General features: G+C 42.7%; 16 protein-coding genes and 1 pseudogene. 9 read left to right on the forward strand and 8 right to left on the reverse strand.

Going from position 1 to position 16201, the window contains the following annotated elements; all coding sequences use genetic code 11:
• Positions 1-43 precede the first annotated feature (43 nt).
• The 5 genes from ABZP31_RS05225 to ABZP31_RS05245 all read right to left on the reverse strand — a co-directional run bounded on the left by ABZP31_RS05225 (position 44) and on the right by ABZP31_RS05245 (position 4016).
• The gene (locus ABZP31_RS05225; RefSeq protein WP_106438880.1) at positions 44-604 is read right to left on the reverse strand and encodes a flavoprotein; all 561 of its coding nucleotides are present in this window, start codon (positions 602-604) and stop codon (positions 44-46) included.
• A 21-nt stretch (positions 605-625) separates the two neighbouring features.
• Complete coding sequence (locus ABZP31_RS05230; protein WP_005025472.1) at positions 626-1423, reverse strand: hypothetical protein; 798 nt, start codon at positions 1421-1423, stop codon at positions 626-628.
• 333 nt (positions 1424-1756) lie between these two features.
• A complete protein-coding gene (locus tag ABZP31_RS05235) occupies positions 1757-2761 on the reverse strand; it encodes an LLM class flavin-dependent oxidoreductase (RefSeq protein ID WP_248134320.1) in 1005 nt (334 codons plus the stop codon).
• 133 nt (positions 2762-2894) lie between these two features.
• A complete protein-coding gene (locus ABZP31_RS05240) occupies positions 2895-3395 on the reverse strand; it encodes a glycine zipper 2TM domain-containing protein (protein ID WP_005014801.1) in 501 nt (166 codons plus the stop codon).
• A 186-nt stretch (positions 3396-3581) separates the two neighbouring features.
• Positions 3582-4016, reverse strand: coding sequence for a glycine zipper domain-containing protein (locus tag ABZP31_RS05245; protein WP_005014799.1), 435 nt, complete (start codon positions 4014-4016; stop codon positions 3582-3584).
• Positions 4017-4380: 364 nt separating this feature from the next.
• Here ABZP31_RS05245 and prfA point away from each other — a divergent pair, with 364 nt between their 5' ends.
• Positions 4381-5469, forward strand: coding sequence for a peptide chain release factor 1 (gene prfA / locus ABZP31_RS05250; RefSeq protein WP_005014798.1), 1089 nt, complete (start codon positions 4381-4383; stop codon positions 5467-5469).
• Positions 5469-6293 (forward strand): peptide chain release factor N(5)-glutamine methyltransferase, encoded by an 825-nt coding sequence (gene prmC, locus ABZP31_RS05255; protein ID WP_248134318.1) that lies wholly within the window; start codon positions 5469-5471, stop codon positions 6291-6293. The genes prfA and prmC overlap by 1 nt, the downstream gene beginning before the upstream one ends.
• A gap of 356 nt (positions 6294-6649) precedes the next feature.
• Here the strand turns inward: prmC and ABZP31_RS05260 are convergent, their stop codons facing one another.
• The gene (locus tag ABZP31_RS05260) at positions 6650-7678 is read right to left on the reverse strand and encodes an AraC family transcriptional regulator (RefSeq protein ID WP_248134330.1); all 1029 of its coding nucleotides are present in this window, start codon (positions 7676-7678) and stop codon (positions 6650-6652) included.
• 169 nt (positions 7679-7847) lie between these two features.
• Here ABZP31_RS05260 and ABZP31_RS05265 point away from each other — a divergent pair, with 169 nt between their 5' ends.
• The 3 genes and pseudogenes from ABZP31_RS05265 to ABZP31_RS05275 all read left to right on the forward strand — a co-directional run bounded on the left by ABZP31_RS05265 (position 7848) and on the right by ABZP31_RS05275 (position 11671).
• On the forward strand, positions 7848-8618 hold the full coding sequence (locus ABZP31_RS05265; protein ID WP_017401186.1) for an SDR family NAD(P)-dependent oxidoreductase: 771 nt from the start codon (positions 7848-7850) through the stop codon (positions 8616-8618).
• Between the two features lie 17 nt (positions 8619-8635).
• Positions 8636-9772 carry an acyl-CoA dehydrogenase family protein gene (locus ABZP31_RS05270; RefSeq protein WP_248134316.1) on the forward strand — a complete coding sequence of 379 codons (1137 nt, stop codon included), beginning with the start codon at positions 8636-8638 and terminating at the stop codon, positions 9770-9772.
• A gap of 247 nt (positions 9773-10019) precedes the next feature.
• Positions 10020-11671 (forward strand): annotated as a pseudogene (locus ABZP31_RS05275) (AMP-binding protein).
• Positions 11672-11757: 86 nt separating this feature from the next.
• Here the strand turns inward: ABZP31_RS05275 and ABZP31_RS05280 are convergent.
• A complete protein-coding gene (locus ABZP31_RS05280) occupies positions 11758-12258 on the reverse strand; it encodes a pyridoxamine 5'-phosphate oxidase family protein (protein ID WP_005014787.1) in 501 nt (166 codons plus the stop codon).
• Between the two features lie 355 nt (positions 12259-12613).
• On the opposite strand from ABZP31_RS05280, the gene ABZP31_RS05285 reads away from it, so the two are divergent.
• Genes ABZP31_RS05285 through ABZP31_RS05300 form a run of 4 tightly spaced genes read left to right on the forward strand, consistent with a single transcriptional unit; the run spans position 12614 to position 15505 of the window.
• Positions 12614-13354, forward strand: coding sequence for a HesA/MoeB/ThiF family protein (locus ABZP31_RS05285; RefSeq protein WP_005025496.1), 741 nt, complete (start codon positions 12614-12616; stop codon positions 13352-13354).
• 46 nt (positions 13355-13400) lie between these two features.
• Entirely contained in the window at positions 13401-14705 is a 1305-nt protein-coding gene (locus ABZP31_RS05290; protein ID WP_005014783.1) for an AarF/UbiB family protein, read from the forward strand.
• Between the two features lie 19 nt (positions 14706-14724).
• A complete protein-coding gene (gene folB / locus ABZP31_RS05295) occupies positions 14725-15105 on the forward strand; it encodes a dihydroneopterin aldolase (protein WP_005025498.1) in 381 nt (126 codons plus the stop codon).
• On the forward strand, positions 15062-15505 hold the full coding sequence (locus tag ABZP31_RS05300) for a 2-amino-4-hydroxy-6-hydroxymethyldihydropteridine diphosphokinase (RefSeq protein WP_248087608.1): 444 nt from the start codon (positions 15062-15064) through the stop codon (positions 15503-15505). Before folB ends, ABZP31_RS05300 begins: the two co-directional genes overlap by 44 nt.
• 60 nt (positions 15506-15565) lie before the next feature.
• Here the strand turns inward: ABZP31_RS05300 and coq7 are convergent, their stop codons facing one another.
• Positions 15566-16201 (reverse strand): 2-polyprenyl-3-methyl-6-methoxy-1,4-benzoquinone monooxygenase, encoded by a 636-nt coding sequence (coq7, locus tag ABZP31_RS05305; RefSeq protein ID WP_005025502.1) that lies wholly within the window; start codon positions 16199-16201, stop codon positions 15566-15568.

A 16201-nucleotide genomic window follows, 5' to 3' on the forward strand; every position in this document is an offset into this window, starting at 1 on the left:
AAAAAAAGAGGCCTTGATTGCCTCTTTTTTATTTATTTTAATTTTAAACATAAGTGGTAATAATTACGTCTATTAGATGTTCGACACCTTCCATACTCTGTATGGAATCGGCATTAATTCTGACCACAGGCCAGGTGATCAGTTTACAGTTATCGCGTTGCAGGGCTATGTAGTAATTATCCGATTTAAAAAACTTTTTATTTTCTGCACCTGTATTTGGTGTCAATTGGCGTCTTAACCACGTTTCTTTAACTTGGGCCTCAAGATGGCGGATAGCCAGCAGACTTTTAATACGATTATTAAATAAGCGGCGATTTTTGATAATTAACGGATGAGAAATCAGTTTGTGAATATGACTCTGGGTCTTAGGCAAGATAAAATGGGGAGTAATCTGGAAAACTTTAACAAACTGTGCTTTTTGACAGATACTTTCCAGCTTACTAACAGTAGCCTGATCGGCACCAATAATTGCAACTTTCAAATCGCTTAAATCATACTGGTCAATATGCTCTGATGAAATAAGCTGGCCACGGAAACTCTCAAAGTCCTTGGCAATATTCTGAAAAATAACCGGTTTATGCGGGTCCTTGGATTTAGTATTCATTTTATGCCTCAATTTTTATTGTTAGGATGCAGCTTTTGATTCTGAAGTTAATTCATATATCCAAGAAGGAATCCGAGGTAAAGCCTTTTCTGGAAGCTTGTCAGTCATACTCACCATTGCATCAACGGGAATATGAAAAAATTTCCTGTCTCGGTTAATGACATTTTTAGCATGCCAGTTAATAATTTGGAACCATGGATTACGTCGTCCTTGTTGTGTACGTCCGCCGATTCGAGTGAATTTATTCATTGCTTGATACAGGTTATCTTCAGGTAAGCCCAGTTTAACAATATTGTCGCGCATTTTATTGATCAGGGGTAAGTAGGCTAAAATACCCAGTACTAAACGCGGATCAACAATGCGAGCTGCCATCTGGCCTAGCTGAATCAGATTTTTATGCATTCCCTGCTGCTCCATGACACTGAAACCTACACCTAGATGCCGTGCTTCATCCGCATTGATCAGCTCAAATGCCTGATGACAGACCGGGTCATCTACTGTATCAAGTAAAAATTTACACAATGCACCATCCAGAGCGACTTCAAGCATTGGGATAACTGCACCAAGAATATAAAAGGGCATATCATCGGCATAGGTATCGAGCCATTCAATAATCAGGCGCAAATTCTTGTTGGGTTTGGGGATATCGCTCTCAAGCATTCCCCAGCGTTTCATCAGTGCCATTTCTGCATTCGCATGGCGTTGTTCTTCAGCATGGAAAATGGCATACATTTCGCGTAGGGTTGCATTAGGTGCTTTTTTTGACATAGCTGAAAATGCCCGTGCACCCACATGTTCGATCCACATCAGATCAGCCATAAAGTCTTTTAGTTTTGGCCATTATTCTGCGGTAATTTTTTCCCGACCTGGCGCATTCCAGTCAATATCGGATAAACACCACTGAGTACTTTTGACCTTTTGCAGCATTTTTTCCAGATCGATAGTTGCCATAGCTGTCTTCCTGTATTTTCTATTTTTTAATAGTGTAGGAAGCTGTAGCACTAAAAGAATAGGCAGAAATGCTTAAACTTGATGGACAAAAAAGTCAATGAAGTAAAGTATTGATTGTTGAATAATTTTTTAGCTAAATTATTGATAATAAAAGAAAGGCTTGTCATTTTAGGACAAGCCTTATCTTTAAATAGAATCTCATTAGGCAGAATGCTTAAGATCCATCAGTAAGCTAAACGTTTCAAGTCGTTTTTGAGTGTCATAAATATCACAGGTAAAAATAAACTCATCAACTTCATAATCATGCAGCAACTGTTCTAAGCCGGCTTTAACAGTAGCAGGGGAGCCAATCTGGCCCATTGCATAAAAGTTACGTACAGAGAGCTGTTCAGCTGGTGTCCACAAGCCATCCATACTTTCTACAGGTGGTTTAAGTTTGAGGCTCTGACCACGAATAAGCCCTAGAACACGCTGATAGGCACTGGTAGCCAGATAGTTTGCTTCTTCATCTGTAGGTGCAACGACGACCGGTACGCCCATAGAAACATAAGGTTTTTCAAGATACTCGGAGGGTTCAAAATTTTCTCTATAAAGCTGAATGGCCTGACCAAGCATACGCGGTGCAAAATGAGAAGCAAAAGAGTAGGGGAGCCCGAGCCTTGCTGCCAGCTGTGCACTGAACAGGCTAGAACCTAATAGCCACACAGGTACATGCGTTCCCTGTCCTGGTGTTGCTACAATTCTTTGTCCGGGTTGAGGTTCTTTAAAGTAGTGCAGGATTTCCTGTACATCCTGTGGAAACTGGTCTTCAGTTTCCTGCCGACCACGACGTAGAGCACGCATAGTTACCTGATCTGTGCCTGGAGCACGGCCCAGACCCAATTCAACCCGATCCGGATATAAGGTCGCTAGAGTACCAAACTGTTCAGCAACGACCAGTGGTGCATGGTTAGGCAACATAATTCCACCTGAACCGACGCGTAAATGCTCTGTATTGGCCAAGATATATCCGAGCAGAACAGCAGTTGCCGAACTGGCAATCCCGTCCATATTATGATGTTCAGCCAACCATAAACGCTCATAGCCTAGCTTTTCAGCATGTTGGGCTAATTCAAGAGAATGTTCGAGGGAGAAGCGAACGGTCTTGTCATCACGGACAGGAACCAATTCCAGAATAGAAAATCGAGTGTTGACAAGATTAGGCATGATGATTCCAGATTAAGACAATTACTGAAAAGCATACGACGTTAAACAGGTTTTGTATATCGATAAAAAACGATATAAATACAAAAATAAAAAAAGCATCCGAAGATGCTTAAAGAGATAACTGGGAAATTAATTAGTAACGTTTACCATTTTTATAATGACCTAAATGACGGCCATTATCAGTATAGCGGTTGTTGTTGTAGCGGTAATCATTGTAACGATAACGATTTGAGCTATAACGACGCTCATCCCGGTCATCATAACGACGGTCTTCACTTACACGCTGGCCTAATACTGAGCCGCCGGCAGAACCTAGCGCCGCACCAATATAACCACCATTTGTACCGCCCATATTCTTTCCAACGCTATAACCTGCTCCGGCACCCAGGGCACCTCCAATAATTGCGCCATTACGGTCGCGCTTATTGCTGGAAACGGCAGCACCGGCACCGCCACCTACAGCTGAGCCAATCATTGCTCCTGTTTGTCCACCCATGTGCTGCCCAATTGCGGCACCTACTACACCGCCTAAAGCGGATGTAATTGCAGTATTGGTTGCATTACCTGCATTAGCTGCTGTCATACCCATGGCTGAGGTTGCTACAACAGCAATCATTAGAGTTTTATAGTTCATGAGTACACCTGTAAATATATCTGAATCTAGTTTCTATAACTTAAAATTAATAGTGCAAACCTGACTCAGCATGAAGATAACGTTATGAAATTGTATTTTGCTTATCCTTAATTTATCCGTAATTGTGCATACCCGTCTTATGCATTAAAAAAGCACCCGAAGGTGCTTGAATCTTGACTGCTATTATTAACGGTGACGACGGTATTTTTTATTCCATTGGCGGGAGTTATAATAACGGCGGTCATCGTCTTTATCTTTAGCAATTTTATTGCCTAAAGCTGCTCCCCCGGCTGCTCCCAGTGCGGAACCGATCAGGCCACCAGTTGAACCACCCATCTGTTTACCCAGGGCATAACCACCTACACCACCTACACCACCACCAATCGCAGATTCAGTACGGTTACGTTTATTACTCGCTACGGCTGCACCACCTGCACCACCTAGTGCCGAACCAATCATTGCACCAGTGTTACCACCCATATTTCTACCTAATGCTGTGCCTGCTACACTTCCGAGCGCACTTGCTGCTGCAACACGAGTGGTGTTGTCTGCATACGCATTTACAGTCAACATTGATGTAGTTGCTAAGGCTGCACTTAATAAAACTGTATTTAATTTCATTTTGTTCTCCATGTGCTCAGAACTTTTGAGGCTTATGCTTTCGTTGTGAGAAATGTAACAAAACGATTCGTACTAAATATGGAGAGCTGTCTCTGTATTTATAGTGTTTGGTTTCAGCTTTGTATGCTTTCTATTAAAAACGTCTAAAATCACGGCAAATAACTAGATTTTTAAAGCAAATATGGAAGAATTCTGAAGATTAGCCTCCATATCTCTAAAAAAATTATAGAGGCAAAGTGTTACCTGCCAATAATGATGTCTTTTAAAAGTCAGAATCGGTACACTATGCGCAATTTTCTGATATGGCAGACTGTTTGATCGCTTTTAACAGTCGAATGCTGTTTGACTTGAGACATATTAAAAGATGAAAGAATCGCTACGTTTACGCCTTGATCAGTTATCTGACCGTTATGAAGAGCTGACCGCACTGCTGGCAGATGCTGAAGTTATTTCTGATAATAAACGCTTTCGCAAGCTGTCCCGGGAACATAGTGATCTAACTGAAATTACCGAAGTTTGGGCCAAATATCGTCAGGCTGAAGCAGATATTGAAACAGCTGAAGCCATGCTTTCTGACCCTGACTTTAAAGAAATGGCTCAGGAAGAAATTAGAGAGAACCGGGCCCTGATAGAGTCACTTGAAAGTCAGCTTAATATTCTGATGATTCCAAAAGACCCAAATGATGCCAATGCCGCATATCTGGAAATTCGTGCTGGAACAGGCGGTGATGAGGCGGCAATTTTCTCTGGTGACCTGTTCCGTATGTATAGTAAATATGCGGAATCATGTGGATGGCGGCTTGAAATTCTCTCTGAGAATGAAGGTGAACATGGCGGTTATAAAGAAATAATCTGTCGTGTCGATGGTGATGGTGTTTATGGTCGCATGAAATTTGAAAGCGGTGCACATCGAGTACAGCGTGTACCAGCCACAGAATCCCAGGGGCGGGTACACACTTCAGCATGTACTGTAGCGATACTTCCTGAAGTAGATGTGGATACCACAGTAGACATCAATCCGGCTGATTTACGTATTGATACTTATCGTGCATCAGGTGCCGGTGGTCAGCACATTAATAAAACTGACTCAGCTGTACGTATTACCCATATTCCTACTGGCACAGTAGTTGAATGTCAGGAAGAGCGTTCGCAGCATAAGAATAAAGCCAAAGCGATGTCACTTCTGGTTTCACGTTTAGAGAATGCTAAACGTGCTGCGCAAGAATCTGCCACTTCTGAAATGCGCCGTGATCTGGTGGGTTCGGGCGACCGCTCTGAACGTATTCGTACCTATAACTATCCGCAGGGACGGATGACTGATCATCGTATTAATCTCACATTGTACAAGCTAGATGCCATTATGGAAGGTGATCTAAATGAGCTTTTAGATAGCTTGCATCGTGAATATCAGGCTGATCAGCTGGCAATGCTGGCACAGGAAAATGGCGGCTAATGAAACTTAGTGAGGCCTTGACGGTTCGGGGTATACCAGACAGCTATGAACGTCAGGAAAATATCTGGCTACTTGAACATATTCTAAATATAAAAATGTTTGAGTTCAGGTTCCGTCAGGATAAAGAGCTGACGGCCGAGCAGCAGCATGCTTATCTGGCTGCATTGGCTCGACTGGAAGCCGGCGAACCTCTCGCATATATTCTTGGTTCACAGCCATTTTGGACACTTGATCTGAAAGTGACCCGAGATACACTGGTACCACGGCCAGATACTGAAGTACTGGTCGAAACTGCTTTGATGCTGGACTTGCCTGAAGAAACCAATATGGTGGATTTAGGCACAGGTACAGGTGCCATTGCTCTGGCGCTAGCCTCAGAAAAACCTCACTGGTCGGTTCTGGCTACTGATGTTTATATGCCCACCCTTACAGTTGCCCGTGAAAATGCAGATAAACATGGTTTACAGCAGGTAGAGTTTGCTTGTGGAGCCTGGTTTGCAGCATTGAACCAGTTACCTGAGCCTATGTTTGATTTAATCGTATCCAATCCACCGTATATCGATGCAGAAGATCGACATATGAAATATCTGGCCACAGAGCCAGTACGGGCTCTCGTTGCGCTTAAGCAAGGTCTGGCTGATTTGGAGACGATTATTGAGCAGGGTAAAAGCTGGTTAAGACCGAAAGGCTGGATTGTACTGGAGCATGGGTATGAACAAGCAGAAGCCGTACGCTCTTTCTTTGAGAATAAAGGGTTCGAGTCGGTTCGTACTGTAAAAGACTATAATGGCAATGATCGAGTTACATTGGGTCAGCTAATCTGATCGAAACTTATTTATATCGGGGCTTCATTAGGAGCCTTTTATTTACTGGTCATAATTTTGCTAACCTAAGCCTTAGCTTTCTATAAATTTCATCAAGTGGCCTGTTGTTTTTTCGGTATCCTGAGCAGGATAATTACGAAAATTACAGGAGTGGGAAACAATATTTAACGCCATCTCTCAGCCGATAAAAAGTATTGCCATTCTATTTTAACTATTTAAAGCTGTTTTAAGTAGATGACAGAAACTAAAAGAGATTTATATAATTAATAGATAATTAAAGTTATCCCGCAAGCTATAAAAGAAATTTCTTCGCTGACCACAGACTGTTTTTATGGTCATTCTCTTTAAAGTGCAAGTTAGAGCTTGCTCCGATTCTGTCGATAAGTACCCGGACTGACCCCTGTCCACTTCTTGAAGGCACGGTGAAAAGCACTGGCATCATGAAAGTCAAGTTGTTCACTAATATCTTGTAATGAAAGATCAGTATGGGTCAGATATTCAATGGCTATATCACGGCGGATATCATTTTTTAGCTGCTGATAGCTTACACCTTCATATTTTAAACGTCGATGCATAGTGGTTTCTGACAGATTAAAGCGAGCAGCAATGTCGGTAAGTTCCGGCCACTCTGCTGGTATAAGCTCACTTAAGTATTTACGAATACTAAAGCTTAAGGAATCAGGATTTTTATAACGAACCAGAAGATTCTGGGGAGTATGCTTTAAAAAATCGTACCAGGCATTTTTATCTTTCTTAATTTTTATTTCGAGATAATGCCGGCTAAACTCAATCCGGTTTTGAGAAGCGCCATAGTAGATTTTTTCACAGAACCGAACTCGATAGTCCTGATCATCTAGAGGCTGCATGCACCGCAGTTCAATTTTATCCAATATTACACGCTGGCTACTCAACCAGCATATTAAGCCATGTACTAGCATCAGATAAGTCGCATAACTGAACATCCGTTTAACTGGACCTTGATCATGCAGCACCAGATAAGCTTTATCTTGTTCAAGCTGAAGCTCAACCTGTAAATTATCCAGTATAAAGTTCAGAAACTTCAGCATATCCTGAACTGCTTTTTCAAGTGTCTCCGCCTGTAGTAGCATTTTACTGAGTAACTGATAACTACCACGACGCATGGGATGGCTATCCATCCCGAAGAACTCATCATTCATGTGATCAGCCAGTGCAGTCCAGAGACGGGCATATGCTGAAACCGGAATACGTGCTTTGGCTGAGTGCAGAATTTCAGGTGCTATTTCTGCTTTTTGCAGAATGAGCCGGGTATCAAGTCCACGGCTATAGGCCACCATCAAGGCTTCATGAACCAGACTGACGGATATCGTTCCTTTGCTTTCTTCTAAATCTGTCCGGTCCATTATATTTTCACTTGATCCCATCATGAATAATTGTTCGTAGAGCAGTTGGCAGATTGCCCAAAACTGGCATCCCAATTGCACAATTTGGAAATTGTACTGTAAATAGAGAGCCATTACCCTGCATTTAACTAAACGTTTTATTTGAAAAATATCGACAGCCGGATCGAAAAATATGAAAACTCAGGGAAAAGTATTTGTTATTACGGGTGGTGCTTCAGGCTTGGGTGCTGCCTCAGCACGACAATTGACCGGACAGGGTGCGCAAGTAATTCTGGTCGACATGAATCAGGATGCCGGTGAGCAGATGGTTCAGGAACTGGGACAAAAAGCCCAGTTTGTAAAACTCGATGTCACAGATGAGTCCACTGTCCAGCAGCTTTTTATCAATATCTCACAACAGTTTGGTGCATTGCACGGCTTAATCAACTGTGCCGGGATTGCACCTTCAGCCAAAATACTGGGGAAAAATGGGCTACATGAGCTCGCTCTGTTTCAACGTGCTTTGGACATCAATGTAACTGGTAGTTTTAACATGCTGCGCTTTGCAGCAGAGTTAATGTCCAGAAACTCTATTGAAGAAGGGGAGGAAGAGCGCGGTATTATCATTAATACGGCATCTGTAGCGGCATTTGAAGGACAGGTCGGGCAGGCTGCATATTCGGCCTCTAAAGGTGCTGTGGTGGCTATGACCTTGCCGCTGGCCCGTGAATTGGCACAACACGCTATTCGGGTCATGACTATTGCGCCAGGTATCATGGAGACTCCAATGCTACAAGGCCTGCCAGAGAAAGTGCAGGAAGCATTAGGACAAATGGTACCGTTTCCACCACGATTAGCTAAACCCGCAGAGTTTGCCAAACTGGTTGCTCATATTGTTGAAAATACCTATTTGAATGGGGAAGTAATTCGTCTGGACGGTGCAATCCGTATGGCTGCCAAATAATACAAGGAAGTAAGCTGATGATTTTAACTGCCGAGCAACGTATGGTTCAGGACATGCTTCGTGATTATTCACAGCAAAAACTGAAACCCACTGCTGCCCACCGTGATAAAACGCATGAATTTCCTGCTCAGGAACTTAAAGAGCTGGCTGAGCTGGGTGCTTTTGGTATGGCGATACCAGTTGAATGGGGTGGAGCTGGACTTGACTATATTTCACTGGTGCTTGCTCTAGAGGAAATAGCGGCAGGTGATGGTGCAATTTCAACCATCATTAGCGTACAGAATTCATTGCCTTGTGGTATTACCTATGCATATGGCACTGAGGCACAAAAGCAGGAGTATCTGACCCGCTTCGCCTCAGGTGAATGGCTGGGCTGCTTTTGTCTGACTGAACCGCATGTTGGTTCAGATGCAAGTGCTATCAGTTGCCGTGCTGAACGTGACGGTGATGAATGGGTCATTAATGGCACCAAACAGTTTATTACCTCAGGTAAACATGCACAGGTTGCGTTGGTTTTTGCAGTTACAGATAAAACCGCAGGCAAAAAAGGTATCTCGTGCTTTTTAGTACCGACTCATATACCTGGTTATGTGGTCGCAAATATTGAGGATAAAATGGGACAGCATGCCTCAGATACGGCCACAATTATTTTTGAAAACTGCAGGATTCCTGCGGAAAATTTGCTGGGTAAGGAAGGAGAAGGTTACAAGATTGCACTTTCGAATCTGGAAGCAGGCCGTATAGGAATTGCAGCGCAATCTGTAGGAATGGCGCGTGCTGCTTTAGACGCTGCTGTACAGTATGCGAATGAACGTAAGGCTTTTGGTGTAGAAATTGTGCAGCATCAGGCAGTGGCTTTTCGTCTAGCAGATATGGCTACACAAATTGAAGCAGCCCGGCAGCTGGTTTTTCATGCAGCTAGTCTGAAAGATGCTGGTCTGCCGTGTTTGAAAGAAGCCTCAATGGCGAAACTGTTTGCCTCTACCATGGCAGAGCGGGTCTGTTCAGATTCTATACAAATTCATGGGGGCTATGGCTATGTAACTGATTTTCCGGTCGAGCGTATCTATCGGGATGTTCGGGTTAGCCAGATTTATGAAGGTGCATCAGATATTCAGAGACTGGTGATTGCACGCGAAGTCACGAAAATCTGAAACTCCACCTCTTTTTAGATTAAAAACTATCATGATCAGCCTGGATAATTTGATTCATAGGCTGAATATGGCAGCTTATTTGACAGTTTTGGAAATTGTCACCAAAACCTGCAAGCTTTATTTTAAGTAAATCAAATTTATATAGAAGCTGAAGTCTCAAAAACTGAAGCAGTGACATAACAATAAAAATAGAGCTATGGCGGATCACAAGTGATCTGTGGCCTTACAGGAACAAGAGGTCATCGGGATGAAGACACTAGAACAGGCATATCAGGATTTTGATCTGCAACAGGTAATTCAGCAACAACTTGTGGGTACGCCTGAAGCTGTCAACGCCTATATAGAGTGTTGTGAGCGTTATACGGGTTCTAACCGTATTGCCCTGTACTGGCAAGGTAAAGACGGCCAAAAGGCCGAGTACAGTTTTGATCAGCTGGCTCAGGCGTCAGGCCAATTGGCAAATTATTTCAAATCATTAAATATTCAGCCGGGAGACTGTATTGCAGGGCTAATGCCAAGAACAGTGGAATTACTGATTACAATTTTAGCCACATGGCGTATTGGGGCAGTCTATCAGCCACTATTTACTGCATTTGAATCTAAAGCAATTGAGCACAGATTAACCACAGCCAATACTCGTCTGGTAGTGACTCATCACGAACAGCGAACCAAACTAAAAGGAATTAGTATTCCATCAATTCTTACAGTCAATCTTGAAGAACATTCTGTGCCTCATCTGGAGAATGAAAGAGATTTTTGGCAAATACTCAAGCAGTATCCTGAAGACTGTCCAGCGACTATGCGCAGCTTTGAAGATGATTTCCTGATGATGTTTACCTCAGGCACAACTGGTCTGGCCAAGTCTGTGCCGGTTCCGCTAAAAGCAATGGTAGCGTTCAAAGGTTATATGCAGCATGCTGTCGATTTGCAAGAACAGGATTCATTCTGGAATCTTGCTGATCCGGGCTGGGCCTATGGACTGTATTATGGTGTTACAGGGCCATTAAGCCTAGGTCATAGTATTATTATGGATGAGCGAGGTTTTACGGTAGATCATGCATTGGAAGTCATTCGCAAGTATCGGGTCAGTAATCTGACTGGGTCGCCTACGGCATTTCGCATGTTTTTTGGATTCAAACACAAATTTGACGAGAAAATCAGTGAGCATCTACGTGTGGTCAGCAGTGCTGGTGAGCCTTTAACACCAGAAGTCATTCACTGGTTTAAAGATAGTTTGGGGGTCAATATCTATGATCAATACGGCCAAACTGAACTGGGTATGGTAATTGCCAATCATCATGGCCTGGAGCATCCTAAAAAGGTGGGTTCTGCTGGTTATGCCATACCCGGGCACCGTTTTGTAGTATTGGACTCGCAACATCAGGAACTCGGCGAGGGCGGTATTGGAATTTTGGGACTTGACTGCGAGCAGTCTCCCTTATTCTGGTTTAAAGGATATGACGGGCATAATCGTAAAGCCTTTGCTGGAAAATATTATTTGACAGGCGATACAGTCAAGCTAAACGAATTGGGTGGAATCGATTTTATTGGACGTGCTGACGATGTAATTACTACATCGGGATATCGGGTAGGTCCGTTTGATGTAGAAAGTACCCTGCTTGAGTGCGAAGAGGTACTCGAATCTGCGTCGTGGGTAAACCTGATCCTGAACGCACTGAAATTGTCAAAGCGTTCGTGGTACTTAAAGATCAGTATATGGCTTCTGAGCTACTTAAAGATAAATTACAAACCTATGTGCGTTCGCGTTTATCTAAACACGCTTATCCTAAAGAAATCGAATTTGTAAGTCAGCTACCAAAAACATCGAGTGGTAAAATACAGCGCAACCTGTTAAAACAACAAGAAATTTCTCAAATGGAAAAGAGAAAAGTGGGTTAAGGCATAAGATATTAAAAAAGCACCTATTCAGGTGCTTTTTATACATTGAGACTGATTAAATTTTGTATTCTCAATGCTCTACATGGTTACAGGTCAAGACGCTTATGTTCAGAGTCAGGCTCCTCTGTCTTACCGGTAATGTTACCTTTTAAGACTTTTAAAAGATGTGTAACCTTATTGTCAGTGACATTCCAGTATTCTGCACTAACTGCCTTGGCAACAAGTACACGCACACTTGGGTCATCCTTGCCATCAAACCAGTTTTCTGCCCATGGGTTCCATAACTTATCAATTAAAGCGCGATCTGTACTGATTTCTCCGTGTGCACTGATGGATACATAAATATCATCAGAGGGTTTGGAAAAAGCCAATCCAAGCTGATTACGGCCTGCCTCAACTGCCTGCACAATATCATTGGTATCTTTTAAAATAAAATAGACATTCTGGTCTTCATCCATACGTTCTGAGTTCAGCATAGTCATTGGCTGAGCATGAATTTCATGAGTTTCAGTCTGATGACTGATCATTGCAAAACGTACATCTTTAATAAGTTCCCATAATTTTTCACGATTTTCATGTTCTGTCATAACGATTCTCCTAATGTTAAGGTTTTCTTTAATTTAAATGATTTAATCTTGAGAACCTGTTCAGATTAAAACGATTTTTAGGAAAATAAGTCGTTGTCTCACTTAACTTATACATTTCAACAATGAAAGAACTCATCAATAAACAGAAAGTACATAACTAGAGTCTGAGAAGCTTTTAGATGGGGAAATTATGGTTAACATAACGATCTATATTCTGGGAGCTGTTATAGCTTTACTATAAAATCAGCAGTTAAAACTATGAAAGATTCAGGATAGAATTACACACGCCGCAGAGCAGTCAGGGAAATGTAAGGTGATAAAACAAGATAACTGTCAGGAACTGAGTGATAATGAAATGCACTTGTACAGCCGCCAGATTTTACTCGATGGCTGGGATATTGACGCGCAGGAAAAACTCAAGCTGGCAAATGTCTTGATTGTTGGGGCAGGCGGGATCGGTTGCACCTCTGCCGAGTTGCTGGCACGGGCAGGCGTAGGTAAAATTACCGTAATTGATGCTGACACCGTGGAAATCAGTAATTTGCAGCGACAGACTGCTTTTTTGCCACAAGATGTCGGTTTTTATAAGGCTGAAATACTGGCGAAACGTTTAAAAGAGATCAATCCCTATATTCTGGTAGAACATGTTAATCAACGGCTTGATGCAGAAAATATAGTTGATTTAATTGCCAGACAGGACTTGGTTCTGGACGGATGCGATAATTTCTCTACTCGCTATCTGGTAAACCAAGTGTGTTATATACAACAGGTTCCTTTATTGAGTGCTTCAGCCATTGGCTTTCAAGGCCAGCTTTTTATGGTAGAAGGTAACTCTGCCTGTTATGAATGTATTTTTCCTAAAGGCCAGCATACGGATGAAAGTTTGCGCTGTGCTGATTCGGGAGTCTTGGCCACTACACCGGTAATGATGGCGTCATTACAAGCGCATCATGCTTTATTATATTTAGGTTTAAATCTTTTACCATTACGAGAAAAACTTTTACTCTGGGATGGTTTGAGTATGAAACAACGTATACTTAAATTTGAAAACGATACAAATTGTTCAGCCTGTCGAGCAAAAAGCCCTTTAAACTAGGGTGTATTTGTTAAAATCTCTCTCATTATTCTTGTATTTATAAGCTATGAAAAAAAATATATGGTTTGAAAGCATGCGGTCTGTAGCCCGTATAGGTGAAACTGCAGTAATCGCAGCCAAGACAGGCATTAAATATGCCACCGCGGCTGAAAAGCCCAATAATGCTAAAATGATGCGTGAAACTTTTGAATCCTTGGGTTCTACCTATATTAAACTTGGCCAGTTTATTGCCAGTACACCTTCACTTTTTCCACGTGAATTTGTTGAAGAATTTCAGGGTTGTCTGGATCAGACCCCTACTTTGCCTTTTTCTTATATTCAACAGGTTCTGGCTTCAGAATTTGCAGATCGTGACTTGTCTGAAATTTTTGCTTCAATTGATGAGACACCACTGGCATCTGCGTCTATAGCACAGGTTCATGCCGCCAAACTTAAAAGTGGTGAAGATGTGGTGATCAAAGTACAAAAGCCCGGTGTGGAAACCATTTTGTATACTGATCTGAATGTTTTACACTGGGCCACCAAACTTTTGGAAAAAGTCGTACCCAAGGTCAAGTTTGCTTCACTGGCTGATATTGTTGATGAGATCAAGACACGTATGGTACGTGAAGTTGACTTTATTGAAGAAGCACAAAACCTCGATGATTTTATTGAGTATTTGAAAATCAGCCAAAATCAGGCTGCTACAGCACCAAAGGTTTATCATCAGTATTCTACCCGCCGTGTATTGACTATGCAGCGTCTGTATGGCGTACCTCTGACTGATTTTGAGGTGGTGAAAAAGTATGCTAAAGACCCGTCACAAGTGCTGATTACAGCTATGAATACCTGGTTTGGCAGTTTGATGCTCTGTAAGAGTTTCCATGCTGACTTGCATGCAGGTAATCTGATGCTGCTAGAAGATGGCCGGGTAGGTTTTATTGATTTTGGTATAGTCGGACAGTTAAAACCTGAAGTCTGGACAGCCTGTATTGCTTTTATGGATGCGTTGCAGCATACCAATTATCAGGCAATGGCAGAGAATATGCTAAATATGGGCATGACTGACCAGCAAATTGATGTACAGGTTTTAGCAGCGGATCTAGAGCGTTTATTTAGCGGGGTCTTACTGGCAGACCCACAAGAAATACTGTCTTCTAACCCGGCAGACTTAAATGACATCATGATGGATATGGTGGCTGTTGGTGAGCGGCACGGTATTCGGTTCCCGCGTGATTTTGCACTACTATTCAAGCAGATGCTATATTTCGACCGTTTTATGCGTGTTCTGGCGCCATATACTGATATTTATGCGGACCAGCGTCTGCAAATGGTGCAGAATATGGATCCGAATTTATTGCTTAAACATTAATTAAATAAGTCAGGTCATTATGGATGCAATTATCATTGAGGGATTAAAGGTCGAAAGCGTCATCGGTTGCTTTAACTGGGAGCGCCAGATTACCCAGCCTTTACTGGTGGATCTCACGATCCACAATGACCTGAGCCGTTCAGCAGCCAGTGATGAGCTGCAAGATACACTTAATTATGCTGAAATCTGTGAGCTGACTACACAGGTCATCAAGCAGGCACAACCAAAACTGATTGAACATGCGGCGCAGTTAGTAATTGAAAAACTTTTTACTACCTTTTTTAGTATTGAATCTATTATTATTACGGTCCGCAAGCCTGCCATTATCGCGCAAGCAAATTCTGTAGGAATTCGTCTTGAACGCCACCGTAACATGCTATCTACTGGCTCTGGCCAGTAATCAACAGCCTCATCAATATTTCCAGTTTGCACGTTCCGCACTGGCACAGTTAGGACGGGTTCACTGGTCTAAAGTTTATCTGATTCCCTGTCGGGATAGTATTGGTGCAGATTACTGGAATGCTGCCTGTCTGCTTGAAAGCCAGTTAAGTACGAAGCAGATGCAGCAATGGAGCAAAGAGCTGGAACAGCAGGCCGGGCGTATCCGGCCTTCTCATTGTATTACTCTCGATGTAGATGTAATTGCATGGGGGAATAACTTGCAACAGTTAAACTTTAATTCTAGAAAGATGCCTCTGCCGCTGGATGTCAGAATTCCACTGCAGGATGTCGGGGTAAAATTACAGCCACAAAAAATCCAGCATCCGTATCCCTGCTGGAATATCGATATGCTGGATTAAAGTAGTTTTATATATCAGAAGACTAAATATTCCTGTGATTTAAAACTAAAGGACAAAGCATTAAATGTAGTAACTGGTTTTAGTCATCAGTTTAGAAATTGCTGTCATGGTCATCCGGACTGGATAAGGCAGATCAACCCCTCCGGCATTCAATGCAGTATCCCGGTGATGCAATTCATCTTCGTTCATCTGTTCCAGAATTTTTCGTGAACGGTCATCTTGGGCCGGTAACTGGCGAAGATGATCTTCCAGATGTAGACTGACCTGACGTTCAGTTTCGGCAACAAAGCCCAGACTATATTTATCACCTGCAATACCGGCAAGTGCGCCCATACCAAATGAAAGGCTGTACCAGACCGGATTAAGCAGGCTGGTGTGGCTATCAAGTTCCTTTAAACGGTCTTCACACCAAGCAAGATGATCCTGTTCCTCAATGGCCGCCTGTTCCATTTCCCGGCGCACATTTGGCAGCTTGGCAGTCAGTGCCTGACCATGATAAAGCGCTTGGGCACATACCTCACCACTGTGATTCACACGCATTAGACCAGCTACATGGCGGGCATCACTTACAGTCAGATGGGTATCAGAACTATGGGCGGGATTATCACGTTGGGCTGTAGTTGCGCCCGGAACCAGACTTCTTAGGGCCTGATCAAAAGATTGAATAAGACGGTCCATACCGGTGTAATGACGCAT

The organism is Acinetobacter sp. FL, from assembly GCF_040744925.1.
Taxonomy (GTDB): domain Bacteria; phylum Pseudomonadota; class Gammaproteobacteria; order Pseudomonadales; family Moraxellaceae; genus Acinetobacter; species Acinetobacter radioresistens.